This is a genomic window from Streptomyces sp. NPDC045022, assembly GCF_056432605.1.
Genome location: NZ_JBWKIR010000010.1, coordinates 16395 through 35774 on the forward strand (window position 1 = coordinate 16395; position 19380 = coordinate 35774).

15 protein-coding genes and 1 pseudogene are annotated in these 19380 nt (G+C 72.4%); 7 read left to right on the forward strand and 9 right to left on the reverse strand.

From position 1 onward, the window contains the following. Positions 1–8: 8 nt before the first annotated feature. Both AC07C1_RS19295 and AC07C1_RS19300 read right to left on the reverse strand, forming a co-directional pair. A complete protein-coding gene (locus AC07C1_RS19295) occupies positions 9–1211 on the reverse strand; it encodes an ADP-ribosylglycohydrolase family protein (RefSeq protein WP_478940468.1) in 1203 nt (400 codons plus the stop codon). Next, positions 1124–2374: an ADP-ribosylglycohydrolase family protein gene (locus AC07C1_RS19300; RefSeq protein ID WP_478940469.1), complete on the reverse strand. Its 1251-nt coding sequence runs from the start codon at positions 2372–2374 to the stop codon at positions 1124–1126. The genes AC07C1_RS19295 and AC07C1_RS19300 overlap by 88 nt, the downstream gene beginning before the upstream one ends. Positions 2375–2670: 296 nt before the next feature. Here AC07C1_RS19300 and AC07C1_RS19305 point away from each other — a divergent pair, with 296 nt between their 5' ends. The 3 genes from AC07C1_RS19305 (at position 2671) to AC07C1_RS19315 (ending at position 9867) form a co-directional block, all read left to right on the forward strand. After that, positions 2671–3402, forward strand: a complete 732-nt coding sequence (locus tag AC07C1_RS19305) for a VIT1/CCC1 transporter family protein (protein WP_478940471.1) — start codon at positions 2671–2673, stop codon at positions 3400–3402. 404 nt (positions 3403–3806) lie between these two features. Continuing rightward, positions 3807–8411, forward strand: coding sequence for a glutamate synthase large subunit (gltB, locus tag AC07C1_RS19310; protein ID WP_478940473.1), 4605 nt, complete (start codon positions 3807–3809; stop codon positions 8409–8411). Next, positions 8404–9867 (forward strand): glutamate synthase subunit beta, encoded by a 1464-nt coding sequence (locus AC07C1_RS19315; RefSeq protein WP_478940475.1) that lies wholly within the window; start codon positions 8404–8406, stop codon positions 9865–9867. Before gltB ends, AC07C1_RS19315 begins: the two co-directional genes overlap by 8 nt. 116 nt (positions 9868–9983) lie before the next feature. Here the strand turns inward: AC07C1_RS19315 and AC07C1_RS19320 are convergent. Then, positions 9984–10310 (reverse strand): annotated as a pseudogene (locus AC07C1_RS19320) (chitosanase); the annotation flags it as partial. 134 nt (positions 10311–10444) lie between these two features. On the opposite strand from AC07C1_RS19320, the gene AC07C1_RS19325 reads away from it, so the two are divergent. Then, positions 10445–11176: a VWA domain-containing protein gene (locus tag AC07C1_RS19325; protein WP_478940476.1), complete on the forward strand. Its 732-nt coding sequence runs from the start codon at positions 10445–10447 to the stop codon at positions 11174–11176. On the opposite strand, the gene AC07C1_RS19330 is transcribed toward AC07C1_RS19325, so the two are convergent. Then, positions 11163–12125 (reverse strand): acyl-CoA dehydrogenase family protein, encoded by a 963-nt coding sequence (locus tag AC07C1_RS19330; RefSeq protein WP_478940478.1) that lies wholly within the window; start codon positions 12123–12125, stop codon positions 11163–11165. The genes AC07C1_RS19325 and AC07C1_RS19330 overlap by 14 nt on opposite strands. After that, a complete protein-coding gene (locus tag AC07C1_RS19335; protein WP_478940858.1) occupies positions 12125–13264 on the reverse strand; it encodes an acyl-CoA dehydrogenase family protein in 1140 nt (379 codons plus the stop codon). Before AC07C1_RS19335 ends, AC07C1_RS19330 begins: the two co-directional genes overlap by 1 nt. A gap of 53 nt (positions 13265–13317) precedes the next feature. On the opposite strand from AC07C1_RS19335, the gene AC07C1_RS19340 reads away from it, so the two are divergent. Genes AC07C1_RS19340 through AC07C1_RS19350 form a run of 3 tightly spaced genes read left to right on the forward strand, consistent with a single transcriptional unit; the run spans position 13318 to position 15925 of the window. Beyond that, positions 13318–14103 (forward strand): SDR family oxidoreductase, encoded by a 786-nt coding sequence (locus AC07C1_RS19340; RefSeq protein WP_478940480.1) that lies wholly within the window; start codon positions 13318–13320, stop codon positions 14101–14103. A gap of 26 nt (positions 14104–14129) precedes the next feature. Continuing rightward, positions 14130–14750 carry a TetR/AcrR family transcriptional regulator gene (locus AC07C1_RS19345; protein WP_478940482.1) on the forward strand — a complete coding sequence of 207 codons (621 nt, stop codon included), beginning with the start codon at positions 14130–14132 and terminating at the stop codon, positions 14748–14750. Between the two features lie 17 nt (positions 14751–14767). Continuing rightward, the gene (locus tag AC07C1_RS19350) at positions 14768–15925 is read left to right on the forward strand and encodes an acetyl-CoA C-acetyltransferase (RefSeq protein ID WP_478940483.1); all 1158 of its coding nucleotides are present in this window, start codon (positions 14768–14770) and stop codon (positions 15923–15925) included. Here the strand turns inward: AC07C1_RS19350 and AC07C1_RS19355 are convergent. Genes AC07C1_RS19355 through AC07C1_RS19370 form a run of 4 tightly spaced genes read right to left on the reverse strand, consistent with a single transcriptional unit; the run spans position 15909 to position 19299 of the window. Beyond that, on the reverse strand, positions 15909–16967 hold the full coding sequence (locus AC07C1_RS19355; protein ID WP_478940484.1) for an NAD(P)H-dependent flavin oxidoreductase: 1059 nt from the start codon (positions 16965–16967) through the stop codon (positions 15909–15911). The genes AC07C1_RS19350 and AC07C1_RS19355 overlap by 17 nt on opposite strands. Next, positions 16967–17707, reverse strand: a complete 741-nt coding sequence (locus tag AC07C1_RS19360) for a CoA-transferase subunit beta (protein WP_478940486.1) — start codon at positions 17705–17707, stop codon at positions 16967–16969. The genes AC07C1_RS19355 and AC07C1_RS19360 overlap by 1 nt, the downstream gene beginning before the upstream one ends. Further along, a complete protein-coding gene (locus AC07C1_RS19365) occupies positions 17704–18555 on the reverse strand; it encodes a CoA transferase subunit A (protein ID WP_478940487.1) in 852 nt (283 codons plus the stop codon). Before AC07C1_RS19365 ends, AC07C1_RS19360 begins: the two co-directional genes overlap by 4 nt. After that, on the reverse strand, positions 18556–19299 hold the full coding sequence (locus AC07C1_RS19370) for an enoyl-CoA hydratase family protein (RefSeq protein ID WP_478940489.1): 744 nt from the start codon (positions 19297–19299) through the stop codon (positions 18556–18558). Positions 19300–19380: the final 81 nt, after the last annotated feature.

Here is a 19380-nt window from a genome sequence, read left to right on the forward strand (position 1 = left end):
GTCCCGAATCATCCTCCTGGGTGGGCCGGTTGCGCGGCTTCCAGGAGTCCGGCGAGTTCCACCAGGTCGGTGCCGGTGAGGCGGGGCAGGGCGCAGCCGGACAGGGTGCGGCAGGCGTCCCGCCAGGTCTGCGGGACGGCCGCACCGCCGCCGAGGGCGCCGGTCAGCGCGCCCGCGAGGGCGGGGGCGGAGTCCGCGACCCGGGACAGGCAGGCGGCTGCCGGTACGGCTTCGGCGATGCGGCCGCGGGCGGCGGTGGCCAGGGCGAGGGCGACGGGGACGGTCTCGGCGGCCGCGATGCCGTAGCTGTAGACGTGGTCGACGATCTGGTGTTCGAGCAGCGGGACGAGGGCGAAGGCGGACTCGCTGTCCTCGGCCAGGGCGAGCGCGTGGCGGGTGTTGCGGCCGATCTCCGTGTCCGCGGGGAGTTCGGCGAGCGCGGCGGTCACACAGGTGCCGGTGTCCGCGTCGGCCAGGGCCAGCGCCAGGGCCGCGGCCATCGCACGGGCGCCGTGCACGCCGTCGCCGTCCTGGGTGTAGCGGGCGTCGAACTCGGCGAGGGCCGCGGCGCCTTGCGGGTCGCCGGGGTGGGCGACCGCGAGGACGCAGGCGCGCACGCACGCCGCGTCGTCGAAGTAGTGCGGGTTGTCGTGGCCGGTGGCGGGCGGGCGCAGACCGGCGGCGAGGTTGCCGAGGCCGGCGCGGACGGAGATGCGGGCGCGCAGGGGGAGGACGGCGGACTCGATCTCCGGGGCGCGTTCCGCCGCCGCGGCGACCTCGGAGGCGACGGCGGTCCAGGTGAGGTCGATCGCGGCGCGCATACGGCGCTCCCGGCTGAGGTCGCCGAGTACGTCGTCGTCGCCGGCGCGCAGGACCGCCTCGGCGGCGAAGGCCGCCCACTCGGCGTCGTCGGAAGGGCCGAGGCGGAGGGGCTCGGGGGGCTGGTTGAGGGCGATCGGTACCGGGAGGGTGGTGGTGGCGTTCTGCTCGGCGAACGTGTCCAGTTCCCGGGTCAGGCGGCGGGTCCACTCGGGCATCCGGGCGGCGCGGTGCCGTGCGGCGGGCCAGCCGGCGGCGTCTCCCGCGGCGAGGCCGAGGAGGAGCCCCTCGATGCGGCGCGGTCTCATGGCCGGCCCTCGCTGTCCGGGTGCCCGGAGTTCCCGGCACCCACCAGGGCGCTCCGCTCCCTGGACCCCTGCCCCTCCACCCACCCGCCGTCCGGCTCGGTCGCCTGGGCGCCGGGCGGCAGAGGCGGCAATGGCTCCGTGGGCCGGGAGGCGGCCGGCAGGGGCGGGGGCGGGTCGGTCTCCATCGGCACCTGCCGCAGGGGCTCCGGCAGGACTTCCGGCAGGACGATGTCCGCCCCCCACTTCCCGCCCTCGCCGGGTACCAGCAGCTCCGCCACGTCCAGGATGTGGTGGCCCGCCATGGACGGCAGGCAGCGGCCGCGGGCCGGGCCGATGGCGGCGGCCCAGGCCGGCGGGATCGCGCTGAGGCCCTGGGCCGCGCCGGACAGCGCGCCCGCCACCGCCGCCGTCGTGTCCGCGTCACGGCCCATGTTGACGGCTGTCAGGACCGCCTCGCGGAAGTCGCCGTCGGCCGCCGCGTACGCGCCGAAGGCGAGGGCGACCGCCTCGGGGGCCAGGTCGGTCCAGGGATAGCCGCCGATGACGACCGCGGAGCGCACCGCGCGTTCGCCGCGGTGGGCCACCGCCACCGCGCGGCGCAGCGAGCGGGCCGTCCAGGAGTCGTCCGGGATCACCGCGAGGGCGGAGGCGACCACCACCGGTACCGGCGCTCCCGCCATCGCCGCCGCCACGCCCGCCGCGACCGCCTGGCCGCCGTAGATGCCCTCGCCCTCGTGGCTGATCGAGCCGTCGATCGCCACCAGCCGGGCCGCCTCCCCCGGGCGCCCGGCGGCGAAGACCCCGAAGGGTGCCGCCCGCATCGCCAGCCCGTCGCTCCAGGCGTGGCGGTGCTGGGCCGAGATGGGCGCGGCCAGGCCCCGGCGGAGGTTCTCCAGGGTGCCGCGTTCGCTGAAGCCGGCGCCCCGGAAGGGACCCTCGGCCCGGTCCGCGATCCACTCGTGCCAGGCCGCCTCCGCATGGGCCGGGGTCAGCGCCGAGCCGTGCCGGGCCAGCAGGAGACCCGAGAAGATCGCGTACTCGGTGTCGTCCGTGCCGGAGGGTTTCTCGGCGACGTACCCGGTGATGCGGCCCCAGCGCGCGCGGATCTCGGAGGGCCTGAGGTTCTCCGCCGGCGCGCCCAGCGCGTCACCGACCGCCAGGCCGAGCAGCGCGCCGCGTGCCCGTTCACGGAGTCCGGCGGCGTCCCCGGGCGCCGGGACCGGGGGAGTGCAGGCGATCGATGCCATGGGGCGGCCTCCTTCAGCAGGACCACGGGGACCCTGGGGCGGCCTCGGTGGGCGGGTCCATGGGGCCCTTTGCGGATATGTGCCACGGGAGGTGCCCGCGCGAGCCCCCGGGGGGCCGGAGTCACCCGCACGGCATCTGAGCGTTCTCGCGCGCGAATGAGCGATGGACGGGAAAGCCGCAGCTTAGCTCAGCCTTTCCTTGCTGGCGGGAGAGGGATTATCGGCGTAGGTTCGGGGTCATCAAAAAGTAGAACTCGTCCAAAGTTAGCTTTGGCTAAGCTATCCGGGGGGCCCGCATGGCCATCATCGACACCGAGGCCGCGCTGCACGAGGCGCACCGCGACAACCACACGCACCGCGACGTCAACGGCGGCTGGCTGCGCCCGGCCGTCTTCGGCGCGATGGACGGCCTGGTCTCCAACCTCGCCCTGATGACCGGTGTGGCCGGTGGTTCCGTGAGCCACCAGACGATCGTCATCACCGGGCTCGCCGGTCTCGCCGCCGGTGCCTTCTCCATGGCGGCCGGCGAGTACACCTCCGTCGCCTCCCAGCGGGAGCTGGTCGAGGCCGAACTCGACGTGGAACGCCGTGAGCTGCGCAAGCATCCGCAGGACGAGGAGGACGAGCTGGCGGCACTCTACGTGTCCCGTGGCGTCGAGCCCGAGCTGGCCCGGCAGGTCGCCCGTCAGCTCTCCAGGGACCCCGAGCAGGCCCTGGAGATACACGCCCGGGAGGAGCTGGGCATCGACCCCGGCGATCTGCCCTCGCCGCTGGTCGCCGCCGTCTCCTCGTTCGGCTCGTTCGCACTCGGTGCCCTGCTGCCGCTGCTGCCGTACCTGCTGGGCGCGACCGTCCTGTGGCCCGCCGTGCTCCTCGCCCTCGCCGGGCTCTTCGGCTGCGGTGCCGTCGTGGCCCGGGTGACCGCCCGGACCTGGTGGTACAGCGGTCTGCGGCAGCTCGCGCTCGGCGGTGCGGCGGCCGGTGTGACGTACGCCCTGGGCAGCCTGTTCGGAACGGCCGTAGGATAGCGTGGCCGCTACTTATGCGACATGGCGCATAAGTAGCCGTTACTCGCGGGTTTCGAATGCTTGACCACCGGGCATGAGCCGTAAGCGCTGCGGGCAATGACGCCTGCCGCACCCCTGTGGGGTGGGCCGACGACGCTCCCCCCGCCCCCTCGGGCCGACGGGCAGCGATCCGACCGATCTTGTCCGCAATGGTCCCCCTCATGCGTTCGCCGCCCCGTGCGGCACCCCGCCGCCTCCGCGCGGCACCCCGCCACGGACCCCGTGGTGTCCGCATGCTGGAACGGAGTATCCGGTTCCCGAGAACCGCTCCATCATGTAACCTGCACGAAATTTCACACTCCGCAGAGGGCCAACGTCGTCCCTCGGCACCTGCCACATGCCATATGACGACGACGGGAGAGCCGATGCGTACGCCGCGCCAGCCGTCCCAGCATTCCGCGAATGGCCAGAACTGGTCCTTCATGGATGCTCGCCCTGCTGCGCAGGGTATGTACGACCCCCGCAACGAACGCGACGCCTGCGGCGTCGGTTTCGTCGCCACCCTTACCGGCGAGGCGTCCCACACGCTGGTCGAGCAGGCGCTCACCGTGCTGCGCAACCTCGAGCACCGCGGTGCCACCGGCTCCGAGCCCGACTCGGGCGACGGCGCGGGCATCCTCTCCCAGGTGCCGGACGCCTTCTTCCGCGAGGTGGCCGGATTCGACCTCCCCGCCGCCGGCTCCTACGCCGCCGGTATCGCCTTCCTGCCGGAGGAGGGGACCGAGGACGCCGTCTCACGTATCGAGACGATCGCGGCCGCCGAGGGCCTCACCGTCCTCGGCTGGCGTGAGGTTCCGGTCGCCCCGGAGCTGCTGGGCGCCACCGCCCGCTCCACCATGCCGGTCTTCCGCCAGATCTTCGTCGCCGACGGCGCCAGCGAGGGCATCGCGCTGGACCGCAGGGCGTTCGTGCTGCGCAAGCGCGCCGAGCGGGAGGCCGGGGTCTACTTCCCCTCCCTGTCCGCCCGCACGATCGTCTACAAGGGCATGCTGACCACCGGCCAGCTGGAGCCCTTCTTCCCGGACCTGTCCGACCGCCGCTTCGCCTCCGCGATCGCGCTCGTCCACTCGCGCTTCTCCACGAACACCTTCCCGTCGTGGCCGCTCGCGCACCCCTACCGCTTCGTCGCGCACAACGGTGAGATCAACACCGTCAAGGGCAACCGCAACTGGATGCGCGCCCGTGAGTCGCAGCTCGTCTCCGACGTGTTCGGCTCCGCCGGCGACGAGAAGGCCATCGAGCGCATCTTCCCGGTGTGTACGCCGGACGCCTCCGACTCGGCGTCCTTCGACGAGGTGCTGGAGCTGCTGCACCTCGGCGGCCGCTCGCTGCCGCACTCCGTGCTGATGATGATCCCGGAGGCGTGGGAGAACCACGGCTCCATGGACCCGGCCCGGCGCGCCTTCTACCAGTTCCACTCCACGATGATGGAGCCCTGGGACGGCCCCGCCTGTGTCACCTTCACCGACGGCACCCAGGTCGGCGCCGTCCTCGACCGCAACGGTCTGCGCCCCGGCCGCTACTGGGTCACCGACGACGGCCTGGTCGTCCTCGGCTCCGAGGTCGGCGTCCTCGACATCGACCCGGCCAAGGTCGTCCGCAAGGGCCGCCTGCAGCCCGGCCGGATGTTCCTCGTCGACACCGCCGAGCACCGCATCATCGAGGACGACGAGATCAAGGCGTCCCTCGCCACCGAGAAGCCGTACGCCGAGTGGCTGGAGGCCGGCGAGATCGAGCTGGGCGACCTGCCCGAGCGCGAGCACATCGTCCACACCCACGCCTCGGTCACCCGCCGCCAGCAGACCTTCGGCTACACCGAGGAAGAGCTGCGGGTCATCCTCGCGCCGATGGCCCGTGCCGGCGCCGAGCCGATCGGCTCCATGGGTACGGACTCGCCGATCGCGGCCCTGTCCGAGCGCCCGCGGCTGCTCTTCGACTACTTCACCCAGCTGTTCGCGCAGGTCACCAACCCGCCGCTGGACGCGATCCGCGAGGAACTCGTGACCTCGCTGCGGTCCTCGCTGGGCCCCGAGGGCAACTTGCTGGAGCCGACCGCCGCGTCGTGCCGGAGCGTCACGCTGCCCTTCCCGGTCATCGACAACGACGAGCTGGCCAAGCTCATCCACATCAACGCCGACGGCGACATGCCCGGTTTCAAGGCCGCGACCCTCTCCGGCCTCTACCGGGTGCACGGCGGCGGTGACGCGCTCGCCGCGCGCATCGAGGACATCTGCGCCGAGGCCGACGCGGCCATCGACAACGGCGCCCGCCTGATCGTCCTGTCCGACCGGCACTCCGACGCCGAGCACGCGCCGATCCCGTCGCTGCTGCTCACCTCGGCCGTCCACCACCACCTCATCCGCACCAAGCAGCGCACCCAGGTGGGCCTGCTGGTTGAGGCCGGGGACGTCCGCGAGGTCCACCACGTCGCCCTGCTCATCGGCTTCGGCGCCGCCGCCGTCAACCCGTACCTGGCGATGGAGTCCGTCGAGGACCTGCTGCGCGCGGGCACCTTCCTCAACGGCCTGGAGCCCGAGCAGGCCATCCGGAACCTGATCTACGCCCTCGGCAAGGGCGTCCTGAAGGTCATGTCCAAGATGGGCATCTCCACCGTCGCCTCCTACCGCGGCGCCCAGGTCTTCGAGGCCGTCGGCCTGGACGAGGCCTTCGTCGAGAAGTACTTCAACGGCACGGCCACCAAGATCGGCGGCGTCGGCATCGACGTCATCGCCAAGGAGGTCGCCGCCCGCCACGCCAAGGCCTACCCGGCCTCCGGCATCGCCCCGGCGCACCGCGCGCTGGACATCGGCGGCGAGTACCAGTGGCGCCGCGAGGGCGAGCCGCACCTGTTCGACCCGGAGACGGTCTTCCGTCTCCAGCACTCGACGCGCACGGGCCGCTACGACATCTTCAAGAAGTACACGGACCGTGTGAACGAGCAGTCCGAGCGCCTGATGACGCTGCGCGGCCTGTTCGGCTTCAAGTCCGGCCGGGACCCGATCTCCGTCGACGAGGTCGAGCCGGTGAGCGAGATCGTCAAGCGCTTCTCCACCGGCGCCATGTCGTACGGCTCCATCTCCAAGGAGGCGCACGAGACCCTCGCCATCGCCATGAACCAGCTGGGCGGCAAGTCCAACACCGGTGAGGGCGGCGAGGACCCGGAGCGCCTGTACGACCCGGCGCGCCGCTCGGCGATCAAGCAGGTCGCCTCCGGCCGCTTCGGCGTGACCTCCGAGTACCTGGTCAACGCGGACGACATCCAGATCAAGATGGCCCAGGGCGCCAAGCCCGGCGAGGGCGGCCAGCTGCCCGGCCACAAGGTCTACCCGTGGATCGCGAAGACGCGTCACTCGACGCCGGGCGTGGGCCTCATCTCCCCGCCGCCGCACCACGACATCTACTCCATCGAGGACCTGGCCCAGCTGATCCACGACCTGAAGAACGCGAACCCGCAGGCGCGGATTCACGTCAAGCTGGTCTCCGAGGTCGGCGTCGGCACGGTCGCCGCGGGTGTGTCGAAGGCGCACGCGGACGTGGTCCTGATCTCCGGTCACGACGGTGGTACGGGAGCCTCCCCGCTGACCTCGCTGAAGCACGCGGGCGGCCCCTGGGAGCTGGGCCTCGCCGAGACCCAGCAGACCCTGCTGCTCAACGGCCTGCGCGACCGGATCGTCGTCCAGACCGACGGCCAGCTGAAGACCGGCCGTGACGTGATCATCGCCGCGCTGCTCGGCGCCGAGGAGTTCGGTTTCGCGACCGCGCCGCTCGTCGTCTCCGGCTGCGTCATGATGCGCGTCTGCCACCTGGACACCTGCCCGGTCGGCATCGCCACCCAGAACCCGACCCTGCGCGACCGCTTCGCCGGCAAGGCCGAGCACGTCGTGAACTTCTTCCGGTTCATCGCCGAGGAGGTCCGCGAGCTGCTCGCCGAACTGGGCTTCCGCTCCATCGAGGAGGCCGTCGGCCACGCCGAGGTGCTGGACGTCGAGCGCGCGGTCGACCACTGGAAGGCCCAGGGCCTGAACCTGGAGCCGCTGTTCCACGTGCCGTCGCTGCCCGAGGGCGCGGTCCGCCACCGGGTCATCGCCCAGGACCACGGCCTGGAGAAGGCGCTGGACAACGAGCTGATCAAGCTCGCCGCCGACGCCCTCGCCGCGGGCGACGCGACCGAGGCGCAGCCGGTGCGTGCCCAGGTCGCCATCCGCAACATCAACCGCACGGTCGGCACCATGCTCGGCCACGAGGTGACGAAGAAGTTCGGTGGCGCGGGTCTGCCCGACGACACCATCGACATCACCTTCACCGGCTCCGCCGGCCAGTCCTTCGGCGCGTTCCTGCCGCGCGGCGTCACGCTGCGCCTGGAGGGCGACGCCAACGACTACGTCGGCAAGGGCCTCTCCGGCGGCCGGATCATCGTCCGCCCGGACCGCGCGGCCGACCACCTCGCCGAGTACTCGACCATCGCGGGCAACACCATCGGCTACGGCGCCACCGGCGGCGAGCTGTTCCTGCGCGGCCGTACCGGCGAGCGGTTCTGCGTCCGCAACTCCGGCGCGACGGTCGTCTCCGAGGGCGTGGGCGACCACGGCTGCGAGTACATGACCGGCGGTCACGCGGTCGTCCTCGGCCCGACCGGCCGCAACTTCGCGGCGGGCATGTCCGGCGGCATCGCGTACGTCATCGACCTCGACCGCGACAACGTCAACGTCGGCAACGTCGAGTCGGTCGTGGCGCTGGACGACACGGACAAGCAGTGGCTGCACGACGTGGTGCGCCGCCACGCCGAGGAGACCGGCTCGACGGTCGCCGCGAAGCTGCTCGCCGACTGGGACACGGCCGTGGAGCGGTTCAGCAAGATCATCCCCAGCACGTACAAGGCAGTGCTCGCCGCCAAGGACGCCGCCGAGCGGGCCGGTCTCTCCGAGACCGAGACCACCGAGAAGATGATGGAGGCGGCGATCAATGGCTGACCCGAAGGGCTTCCTGAACCACGGCCGTGAGGTCGCCAAGTCCCGTCCCGTCGAAGAGCGGGTCAAGGACTGGAACGAGGTCTACGTCCCCGGCTCCCTGCTGCCGATCATCAGCAAGCAGGCCAGCCGGTGCATGGACTGCGGCATCCCGTTCTGCCACAACGGCTGTCCGCTGGGGAACCTGATCCCCGAGTGGAACGACTATGCCTACCGCGAGGACTGGGCCGCCGCCCAGGAACGCCTGCACGCGACCAACAACTTCCCGGAGTTCACCGGTCGCCTCTGCCCGGCCCCCTGCGAGTCGGCGTGCGTGCTCGGCATCAACCAGCCGCCGGTCACCATCAAGAACGTCGAGGTCTCGATCATCGACAAGGCGTGGGAGACCGGGGATGTCGCCCCGCAGATCCCCGAGCGCCTGTCCGGCAAGACGGTCGCGGTCATCGGCTCGGGCCCGGCGGGCCTCGCCGCCGCCCAGCAGCTGACCCGGGCCGGCCACACGGTCGCCGTCTACGAGCGCGCGGACCGCATCGGAGGCCTTCTCCGGTACGGCATCCCCGAGTTCAAGATGGAGAAGCGGCACATCAACCGCCGCATCGAGCAGATGCGCGCGGAGGGCACCCGCTTCCGCACCGGCGTCGAGGTCGGCCGCGACATCAACGCCCGCGACCTGAAGAAGCGGTACGACGCGATCGTCATCGCCGCCGGCGCGACGACCGCCCGCGACCTTCCGGTCCCCGGCCGCGAACTCAAGGGCATCTACCAGGCGATGGAGTACCTGCCCCTGGCCAACAAGGTCCAGGAGGGTGACTACGTGGCGCCCCCGATCTCGGCCGAGGGCAAGCACGTCGTCGTCATCGGCGGCGGCGACACCGGCGCGGACTGCGTGGGCACCGCCCACCGCCAGGGCGCGGCCTCCGTCACCCAGCTGGAGATCATGCCCCGCCCGAACGAGGAGCGGCACGCGACCAACCAGCCCTGGCCGACCTTCCCGATCCTCTACAAGGTCACCTCGGCCCACGAGGAGGGCGGCGAGCGGATCTACGCCGCCTCCACCACCCACTTCGAGGGCGACGAGGACGGCAACGTCCAGTGGCTGCACCTGGCCGAGGTCGAGTTCGTCGACGGCAAGCTGACCTCGAAGCCGGGCACCGAGCGCAAGATCCCGGCCCAGCTGGTCACCCTCGCCATGGGCTTCACCGGCACCGACCGGGAGAACGGCCTGGTCGACCAGTTCGGCCTGGAGCTGGACGAACGCGGTAACATCGCCCGCGACGCCGACTTCCAGACCAATGTGCCGGGTGTGTTCGTCGCCGGTGACGCCGGCCGCGGCCAGTCCCTCATCGTCTGGGCGATCGCGGAGGGCCGCTCGGCCGCCCGCGGGGTCGACCGCCACCTGACCGGAGTCAGCGACCTGCCGGCCCCGATCCGCCCGACGGACCGCGCCCTGGCGGTCTGACGGCTCACCCACAGACGTCCCGTACAAAGGCGTACGGAACACCAGACGGCGCCTGCCCACCCTGTCCCCGACCGGACGCTTGGGCAGGCGTCGTTGCATGTCCGCCGGCCGGCCGGTCACGGCACCTGGTACGTCTCCCCGTACACCCGCCACTGCAGCGGCGTGTGCAGGTCCAGGTTGCCGTCGTTGAGGAACACGCGCTGGGCCGTGTCGATGCGGGACGTGTCGAGGCCGGCCTTCTTGCTCTTCATGGCCGTGCGGCGGATGTCCAGGAAGACGTCGAGGTAGTTCTTCTCGCTGCCGCCGTCGGACGGGGTGTCGGCCTCCCGCAGAGCGCGCTCGCGCAGGCCGTGGAAACCGTTCGGGCCGGTGCCGGACCCGTGGAAGACCATCGCGTCGTAGTACACGAACTGGCCCAGCGTGCCCAGCCCGTCGAGCTTGGCGGCTCCTCGAAGGAAGAAAGGACGGGATGAGCCGGTGGGGGCGGCGGCGAACAAGGTATCCGACCGATGCGGCAGCGGCGCCCGGCGGGTTCCTGATCACGTAGGCTCGGCGCCTGGACAGCCAAGGGGGGACCATGGCGGCGATCAGTCTGCGCAAGGTGGAGGAGACCGCACCCGCGCTCGTCGGCGCCTACCGCTCGGCCGGGGTGTCCCTGCGCAAGCACGGCCTGGAGGGGCTCCGGGCCGCCGTCTACCTCGTGCTCGACTACTCCGGTTCGATGAAGCCGTACTACGACGACGGCAGCGTGCAGGCCCTCGCCGACCGGGTGCTGGGCCTGTCGGCGCACCTGGACGACGACGGGCGGGTGCCGGTGGTGTTCTTCTCCACCGACGTCGACGCGGTCACCGACATCGCCCTCGACAGTCACGAGGGCCGCATCGGGCGGATCGCGGCCGGGCTCGGGCACATGGGCAGGACCAGCTACCACGTGGCGATGGACGCCGTCATCGACCACTACCTCGACAGCGGCGCCACCGACCCCGCCCTGGTCGTCTTCCAGACCGACGGCGGCCCGATCAACAAGCTCGCCGCCGAACGCTACCTGTGCAAGGCGGCGAAACTCCCGCTGTTCTGGCAGTTCGTCGGCTTCGGCGACCCGGGCAGCCGGCAGTTCGAGTTCCTGCGCAGACTGGACGAGCTGGCGGTGCCCGGCAAGCGGATCGTGGACAACGCCGGCTTCTTCCACGCCGGCCGGGACCCGCGGCGGGTCACCGACGCCGAGCTGTACGACCGTCTCGTCGGCGAGTTCCCCAGCTGGCTGACGGCGGCACGGGCCGCGGGGGTCGCAGGGGTCAGCCAGGTCTGAGGGCCGCCGCGAGGAACAGGTCCCGGCATTCCTCGGGTGTGCCCCACGCCGTGCGCAGCGCGCGGGCCTTGGCCAGCCACAGGGAGAGGTCGTACTCCGCCGTGTACCCGATCGCGCCGTGCAGCTGCAGCGCCGCACGGGCGGTGCTGTACGCCGCCTCGCAGGCCTTGAGCTTGGCGGCGGCCACGTCCGCCGGGCGCAACGACAGGGCCGCCCCGAAGAGCAGGGGGCGGGCGAACTCCAGGGCGGTCTTCGCGTCGGCCAGGCGGTGCTTGACCGCCTGGAAGGAGCCGATGGGGACACCGAACTGGGTGCGCTGACCGACGTGGGCGACGGTCCGGTCGAGGAGCGCGAGTCCGACGCCGAGGGCCTGGGCGGCGGTGGCCAGCCGGGTCCAGGTGAGCGCGGGGGTGAGGGACGGGGCGGGGGTGAGGAGTTCACCGCCCGGGGTGAGCCGGACCAGACGGCGGGCGGGATCCAGGGAGTGGCGCACGGGGCCCGGGGCCGCTGCCGACAGGTACAGGCCCTCGGGCGCCGGGAGCAGGTGGAGGGAGGCGGCGTCGGCGTCGAGGGCGTGTCCGAGGGGCGCCGCCACGGTCGCGATGTCGGTGCCGGCCGCGAGTCCGGGCAGGAAGCGCTCGGCCAGCGGGGGTTTGCCCAGGAGCACGGCCGCCGCGACCGTCTCCACCAGCGGGCCCGGTACCGCGTGGCGTCCCAACTCGACGAAGGCCACGGCCAGCTCCACCGGACGGGGCCCCATCCCCCCGTACTCCTGCGGCACCGCGAGTCCGAACACCCCCGCCTCCGCGATCCGTGACCACAGCGCGCGCCCGCTCGCGTGGTCGCCGCGGCTCCAGTCCCGGACCACCGCCGCAGTGCCCGCGGCCGTCAGCATCGCGTGCAGCGAGCCGGCGAAGGCGCGCTGCTCGGCGTCGAGGAGGAAGCGCATCAGCGGCGTCCCTTCGGCAGACCGAGCAACCGCTCGGCGATGATGTCCCGCTGGATCTCGTTCGTCCCCGCGTAGATCGGACCGGCCAGCGCGAAGACATACCCCTCGGACCAGGGGGAATCCGCCGACTCGCCCTCCGCTCCCAGCAGGTCGAGCGCCGTCTCGTGCAGCGCCAGGTCCAGTTCGGACCAGAACACCTTGTTCATGCTGGACTCCGGGCCGAGCCGGGCGCCGTCGAGGAAGCGGGAGGCGGCCGCGTAGGTGAACAGCTGGTAGGCGTGGGCGTCGATCAGGGCGTCGGCCACCCGGGCTCGGGCGTGCTCCGGACGGCCCCGCGCCCCCCACAGCCGCTCCAGGCGGGCGGCGGAGGCGAGGAAGCGGCCCGGGGAGCGCAGGGTCAGCCCGCGTTCGTTGCCCGCCGTGGACATCGCGATCCGCCAGCCCTGCCCGGGCTCGCCGATCACGTCCTCGTCCGGCACGAACACCTCGTCCAGGAACAGCTCCGCGAAGGCCGGTTTCCCGTCGAGGCGGCCGATCGGGCGGACGGTGACGCCGGGTGCCCGCAGGTCGAACATCAGATACGTGAGCCCCTGGTGCGGTCTCCCCGCCACGGGGTCGCTGCGGAACAGCCCGAAGGCCCGGTCCGCGAAGGCCGCCCGCGAGGACCACGTCTTCTGTCCGCTCACCCGCCAGCCGCCGTCCGTCCGTACCGCCCTGGAGGTGAGCGAGGCCAGGTCCGAGCCCGCGTCCGGCTCCGACCAGGCCTGCGCCCAGATCACCTCGCCGGAGGCCATCGGCGGGAGCACGCGCGCGCGTTGCTCCTCGGTGCCGTGGTCGAAGAGCGCCGGCGCGAGCAGACCGATGCCGTTCTGGCCGACCCGGCCCGGCGCGTCCGCCGCCCAGTACTCCTCCTCGAAGACCAGCCACCGCAGCAGCCCGGCGTCCCGGCCGCCGTACCTCTGCGGCCACGACACCACCGACCAGCGGCCGGCGGCCAGTTCGGCCTCCCACGCGCGGTGTGCGGCGAAGCCCTCCGCCGTCTCCAGGGACGGCAGCGGTGTGCGCGGCACGTGCGCCTCCAGCCAGGTCCGGGCCTCGGCGCGGAAGTCCTCGTCGGCCGCGGAGTGGGTCAGGTCCACGATCGCCGTCACCGTCCTTCCCTAACAAGTGTTTGGTAGGTTAGCGTGGCCCTATGACAGGCGTCGAGAGCCCGGCTTACGTACCCGGGCACGGACTTCTGCGGGGACGCACCGCCGTCCTCACCGCCGCGGCCGGTGCCGGTATCGGCGCAGCGACCGCGCGCCGGTTCCTGGAGGAGGGCGCGCGGGTGGTCATCAGCGACGCCCACGCACGCCGGCTGAAGGAGCACGAAGCCGAACTGGCCCGGGAGTTTCCGGGCGCGGTGGCCGCCGTGCCGTGCGACGTCACCGACGAAGCGCAGGTGCGGGCGCTGTTCGACGCGGCCGTGGCCGAGCACGGACGGCTGGACGTCGTCGTCAACAACGCGGGTCTCGGCGGCACTTCGGCGCTCGTCGACATGACCGACGAGCAGTGGACCCGCGTCCTGGACGTCACCCTCAACGGCACCTTCCGGTGCACGCGTGCGGCCCTGCGCGCCATGCGGGAGACCGGCAGCGGGGTGATCGTCAACAACGCCTCCGTCATCGGCTGGCGCGCCCAGGCCGGTCAGGCACATTACGCCGCCGCCAAGGCCGGGGTGATGGCGCTGACCCGATGCGCGGCGATCGAGGCCGCCGCGTACGGCGTGCGGGTCAACGCGGTCGCGCCCAGCCTCGCCATGCACCCGCACCTGGTGAAGGTCACCTCCGCCGAACTGCTCGGGGAACTCACCGCGCGGGAGGCCTTCGGGCGGTACGCGGAGCCCTGGGAGGTGGCCAACGTGATCGTGTTCCTGGCGTCCGGCTACTCCTCGTACATGACCGGCGAGGTCGTCGCCGTCAGCAGCCGGCATCCCTGACGACCGGGGCAGACCACAATGGGTGCGTGTCGACCAAGAAGAAGCCCCAGGTGACCGCGGCAGCGGTCCGGCGCGGCGAACTCCTCAGCACCGCTGCCGAGGTCTTCGCCGAGCACGGCTACAACGCCACCACCGTCCGCAAGATCGCCGACCACGCCGGGATGCTCGCGGGCAGCCTCTATTACCACTTCGACTCCAAGGAGTCGATGCTCGAGGAGATCCTGCGGACCTTCCTCGACGAGCTGTGGGACGGCTACGACACCGTCCTCGCCTCCGAACTCGGCCCCCGCGAGATGCTTGAGGCCCTGGTCACCGAGTCCTTCCGGGAGATCGACCGGCACCGCGCCGCAGTCGCGATCTACCAGAAGGAGAGCAGGCAGCTCGTCGACCAGGACCGGTTCGCGTTCCTCGCCGAGTCCCAGCGCCGGTTCGAGAAGGCATGGCTGTCCACGCTGGAACGCGGCGTGGCCGAACGGGTCTTCCGCGCCGACCTGGACGTGCGGCTCACCTACCGGTTCGTGCGCGACACCGTGTGGGTCGCCGCCTCCTGGTACCGGCCGGGCGGACAGCACAGCCCCGAGGAGATCGCCCGCCAGTACCTGTCCATGGTGCTGGACGGGATCGCCGTACGCGAACAACACCCGTAACAGCCGAGGGAGTCCCCATGGCCGAGGCCTACATAGTCGAAGCGGTCCGTACGCCCGTCGGGCGGCGCGGGGGAGGGCTCGGCGCGGTCCACCCGGCCGACCTGGGCGCACATGTGCTCACCGCGCTGGTGGAGCGGGCCCGGATCGACCCGGCCGCCGTGGACGACGTGGTGCTCGGCTGTCTGGACACGGTGGGGCCGCAGGCCGGGGACATCGCCCGCACCTGCTGGCTGGCCGCCGGACTGCCCGAGGAGGTGCCGGGCGTGACCGTCGACCGGCAGTGCGGTTCCTCGCAGCAGGCCGTGCACTTCGCCGCGCAGGCCGTGCTCTCCGGCACCCAGGATCTGGTGATCGCGGGCGGGGTGCAGAACATGTCGCAGATCCCCATCGCCTTCGCCGCCCGGCAGGCCGCCGCCCCCCTCGGCCTGACCGACGGCCCCTTCCTCGGCAGCGCCGGCTGGCGCGCCCGCTACGGCGACCAGCCCGTCAGCCAGTTCGCCGGCGCCGAGATGATCGCCGCCCGGTGGGCCATCAACCGGGAGGACCAGGAGGAGTTCGCCCTGCGCTCGCACCGGCGCGCGATCTGGGCGATCGACACCGGCCGCTTCGTACGCGAGACCGTCCCCTACGGCGAGGTCACCGTGGACGAAGGCCCGCGCCGGGACACCTCCCCGGAGAAGATGGCCGCCCTGCGCCCCGTCCTCGACGGCGGCACCGTCACGGCCGCCTGCTCCTCCCAGGTCTCCGACGGGGCCGCCGCCATGCTGCTCGCCTCGGAGCGGGCGGTACGGGACCACGGGCTGCGCCCGCGCGCCCGCGTCCACCACCTCTCCGTGCGCGGTGAGGACCCCATCCGCATGCTCTCCGCCCCCATCCCGGCGACCGAACACGCCCTGCGCAAGACCGGTCTGACCATCGACGCCCTCGACCTCGTGGAGATCAACGAGGCCTTCGCGCCGGTCGTCCTCGCCTGGCTGAAGGAGACCGGCGCCGACCCCGACAAGGTCAACGTCAACGGCGGCGCGATCGCCCTGGGCCACCCGCTCGGCGCCACCGGCGTCCGGCTGATGACGACATTGCTGCACGAACTGGAGCGCACCGGCGGCCGCTACGGCCTCCAGACCATGTGCGAGGGTGGCGGCCAGGCCAACGTGACGATCATCGAGCGGCTCTGAGTCCTCTCAGTGCCGCCAGCACCTCCTCCGCCTCCCGCACGATCCGCTCCACCAGCTCCGCGCACGACGGCAGATCGTCGATCACCCCGGCGACCTGCCCGGCCGCCATCACCCCGAGGTCCGTCCGCCCGTCCACCATCGCCGACCTGAGCAGCATCGGCGTGTTCGCGGCCAGCAGCACCTGGCCCCAGGACAGCTCCCTGCCGTGCTTGAGCGCGAGACCGTCGCGGACCAGCTGCCGCCGGGTGAGCCCCGACAGCCGCCGGAAACCGGCCGCTTCCCGGACCGCGCGGCCGAAGGACCGTATGCGGCCCGACCGCTCCAGCGCGTCCACCAGCTCCGTGCGCAGCATCCGGTGCGGCAGGCCGTCCACCGCCCGGGTCACCGTGACGTCCCGGACCGTCGCGCACAGATACCTGGCCTTCACCCCGTCCGGCACCGGCGAGTCGGAGGTGAGCAGGAACCGCGTACCCATCGCCATCCCGGCCGCCCCGTACGCCAGCGCCGCCACCAGCCCCCGCCCGTCGAAGAAGCCGCCCGCCGCCACCACCGGTATCCGCACCGCGTCCACCACCTGCGGCAGCAGTACGGTCGTCGCCACCTCGCCGGTGTGCCCGCCGCCCTCACCACCCTGCACGATCACCGCGTCCGCGCCCCACGCCGCCACCTTCTCGGCGTGCCGCCGCGCCCCCACGGACGGGATGACCACCACACCCGCCTCCTTGCACCGGGTGATCAGCTCGCGCGAGGGAGCCAGCGCGAAGGAGGCCACCCGGACACCCTCCTCCAGCATGATCCGCACCCGTTCGTCCGCATCGCCCGCGTCGGCCCGGAGATTCACCCCGAACGGCGCGTCGGTACGGGAACGGACCTCCCGGATCGCGTCGCGCAGCTGGTCGAGCGTCATCGTCGCGGAGGCCAGGATGCCGAGGGCGCCCGCGTTCGCCGCCGCCGAGACCAGGCGCGGCCCGGCCACCCAGCCCATCCCGGTCTGCACGAGCGGATGGCGGACCCCGACCAGCCGGGTGAGCGCGGTCTCCATCAGCCCGTCACCCCCTCCGGCACTTCGCGCGCGCGTGTCCCGCCCGGGTCCAGCACCTCACGGATCAGCCGCAGCTCCTCGGCCTCGGGATCCCGGGTGTACGGCACCTCGTCCGGCAGGTCGAGCGCGAACCCCGTAGCCTCCCGCACCTGCGCCACGCTCACCCCCGGATGCAGCGAGGCCGCCCGCATCGAGCGGTCCGGCGTCGCGAAGTCGAACACGCCGAGGTCGGAGACGACCCGGACGATGTGGTGGAAGCGGGCCGCGCCGCCAAGTCCCGCCGCTCGGTCGTACCCCACCCCGCACACCATGTCCACCCGCTCCACGAACACCCGCCGCGAGTGCCTGGGGACCCAGTAACTCGTCGGATTGTTCAGCGTGTTGAGGGGGGCCCCGCGCACCCCGAGCAGCTGCCGGCGAGGCCGCGCCCAGTCGCCGACGCAGGAGATGTTCTGGTTGCCGTACCGGTCGATCTGGCTCGCGCCCATCATCACGTGCCGGCGCCCGCCCGCCACCAGCGCCAGATGCTGCCGGTACGGCAGCCAGCCCTCGGGCGTCCCGTCCGGGCGGACCAGCAGTGCCTCGCCGTCGGTCAGCAGCAGGTCCGGCGCGAAGGTGAGCCGGGCCAGCCGCGCGCCCAGTGAGGGGATCAGGCCCATCGGGCTCGCCAGGACCTCGCCGGCACCCCGCCAGGCCTCGGCGCAGGCGACGACGCAGTACTCGGCCCGGGTGACGCTCATCGCCCCTGCTCCTTCCGCCAGTCCCGTACCGCCGCCTGGTACGCGCCCTCGTCCCGGCCGAGAAACCGCTCGGCGAACTCCGGCCACGGCGTGGACGCGTAGAACCGCTGGAACTCCTCGTCCCTGCCGTGGTCCGGCGCGCAGGACGTGAAGTGCGCGCCGTTCGGGGCCTCCACCACACCGGTCACGGCGAGCCGCTTGAGGAGCAGCGACTGCGGGGCCGCCTCCTTGGACAACTCGGCCGTGTCCACGATCCGTTCACAGGAGACATAGGCCGCGTCCGCCGCCGCGCAGAACAGGTCGTCGAAGTACGGGTCCGGGCCCAGACACTGGCCGTTGCCCAGCCGGTCGGCACGGTTGACGTGCACCAGGGCCGCGTCCATCCGCAGGGCCGGCATGGCCACGAACGTCTCCCCGTCCGCGTACGGCGACGTCACCGTCCTGAGGTCCGGGTTGACCCGCATGACGTCCGAGCCGACCCCGGCCCGCACCGGCAGGAAGGGCAGCCGGTGCGCCGCCGCCTGCAGGCCCCACAGGAACATGCCCTCGTCGACCTCCGCCAGCTCGAGGCCGCCGCGCTCGCGCGCCGCCCGGTAGTGCGGTTCCAGCGGGATCGAGTCGAGCGTGACGAAGGCCGTCACCAGCTTGCGGATCCGGCCGGCCGCGGCCAGCATGCCGACGTCCGGGCCGCCGCACGAGACGACCGTGAGGTCACCGATCCCCGAGCGCAGCAGTGCCCGGACCAGAGCCATGGGCTTGCGGCGGGACCCCCAGCCGCCGACGCCGAGCGTCATGCCGCTCTCCAGCCGTGCGACCACCTCGTCGGCGGTCATCGTCTTGTCGCCCACCTACGCCCCCTCCTTCCCGAACGTGTCGCGGACCCGGCCGGCCAGCCCGCCGAGATCGGCCTCGAACGTGAAGCCCTGCTCGAAGCGGTAACTACGGCGCACGTCGACCGGATCGATCCCGTTGATGGCGGCCTTGGCCATGCGGAGCAGCCGCCCGTCCTTCGCGGCGATCTCCCGGGCCAGCTCCAGCGCCGCCGCCCGCAGACCCGTGCGCGGCACCACGCGCCAGACCGAGCCGTGCCGGTGCAGCTCGGCGGCGCTCACCGTGCGCCCCGTGTAGTACAGGACCCGCATCAGGTGCTGCGGGACCAGCCGCGCCAGATGGGTCGCGGCACCTAGCGCGCCCCGGTCCAGCTCGGGCAGCCCGAAGGTCGCGTCCTCGCTCGCCACCACCGCGTCCGCGTTGCCCACCAGGCCTATCCCGCCGCCCAGACAGAAACCCTGCACCGCCGCGACGACGGGCGTCGCGCACTCGTAGACCGCGGCGAACGCCTCGGCACAGCCCTGGTTGGCGCCGATCAGTGCCCGTCGGCCGTCCGCCTGTATCTCCTTGATGTCCACGCCCGCGTTGAACCCGCGCCCCTCGGCGGCCAGCACCACGCACCGGACCTCCGGTGCGCGGCCCGCCGCCCGCACGGCCTCGGCCAGCGCGAACCATCCGGCCACCGGCAGCGCGTTCACCGGCGGGAAGTCGATCGTGACGAGCGAAATCCCCTTTTCCGGGGACGAGGTGGAGACACCCATGGACGCATCAGCTACCTTCGCACTCAACGCCTTTCCACCAAACATTTGTTAGGTGTGACGCTTCGAAGCTAGCAGTCGGCG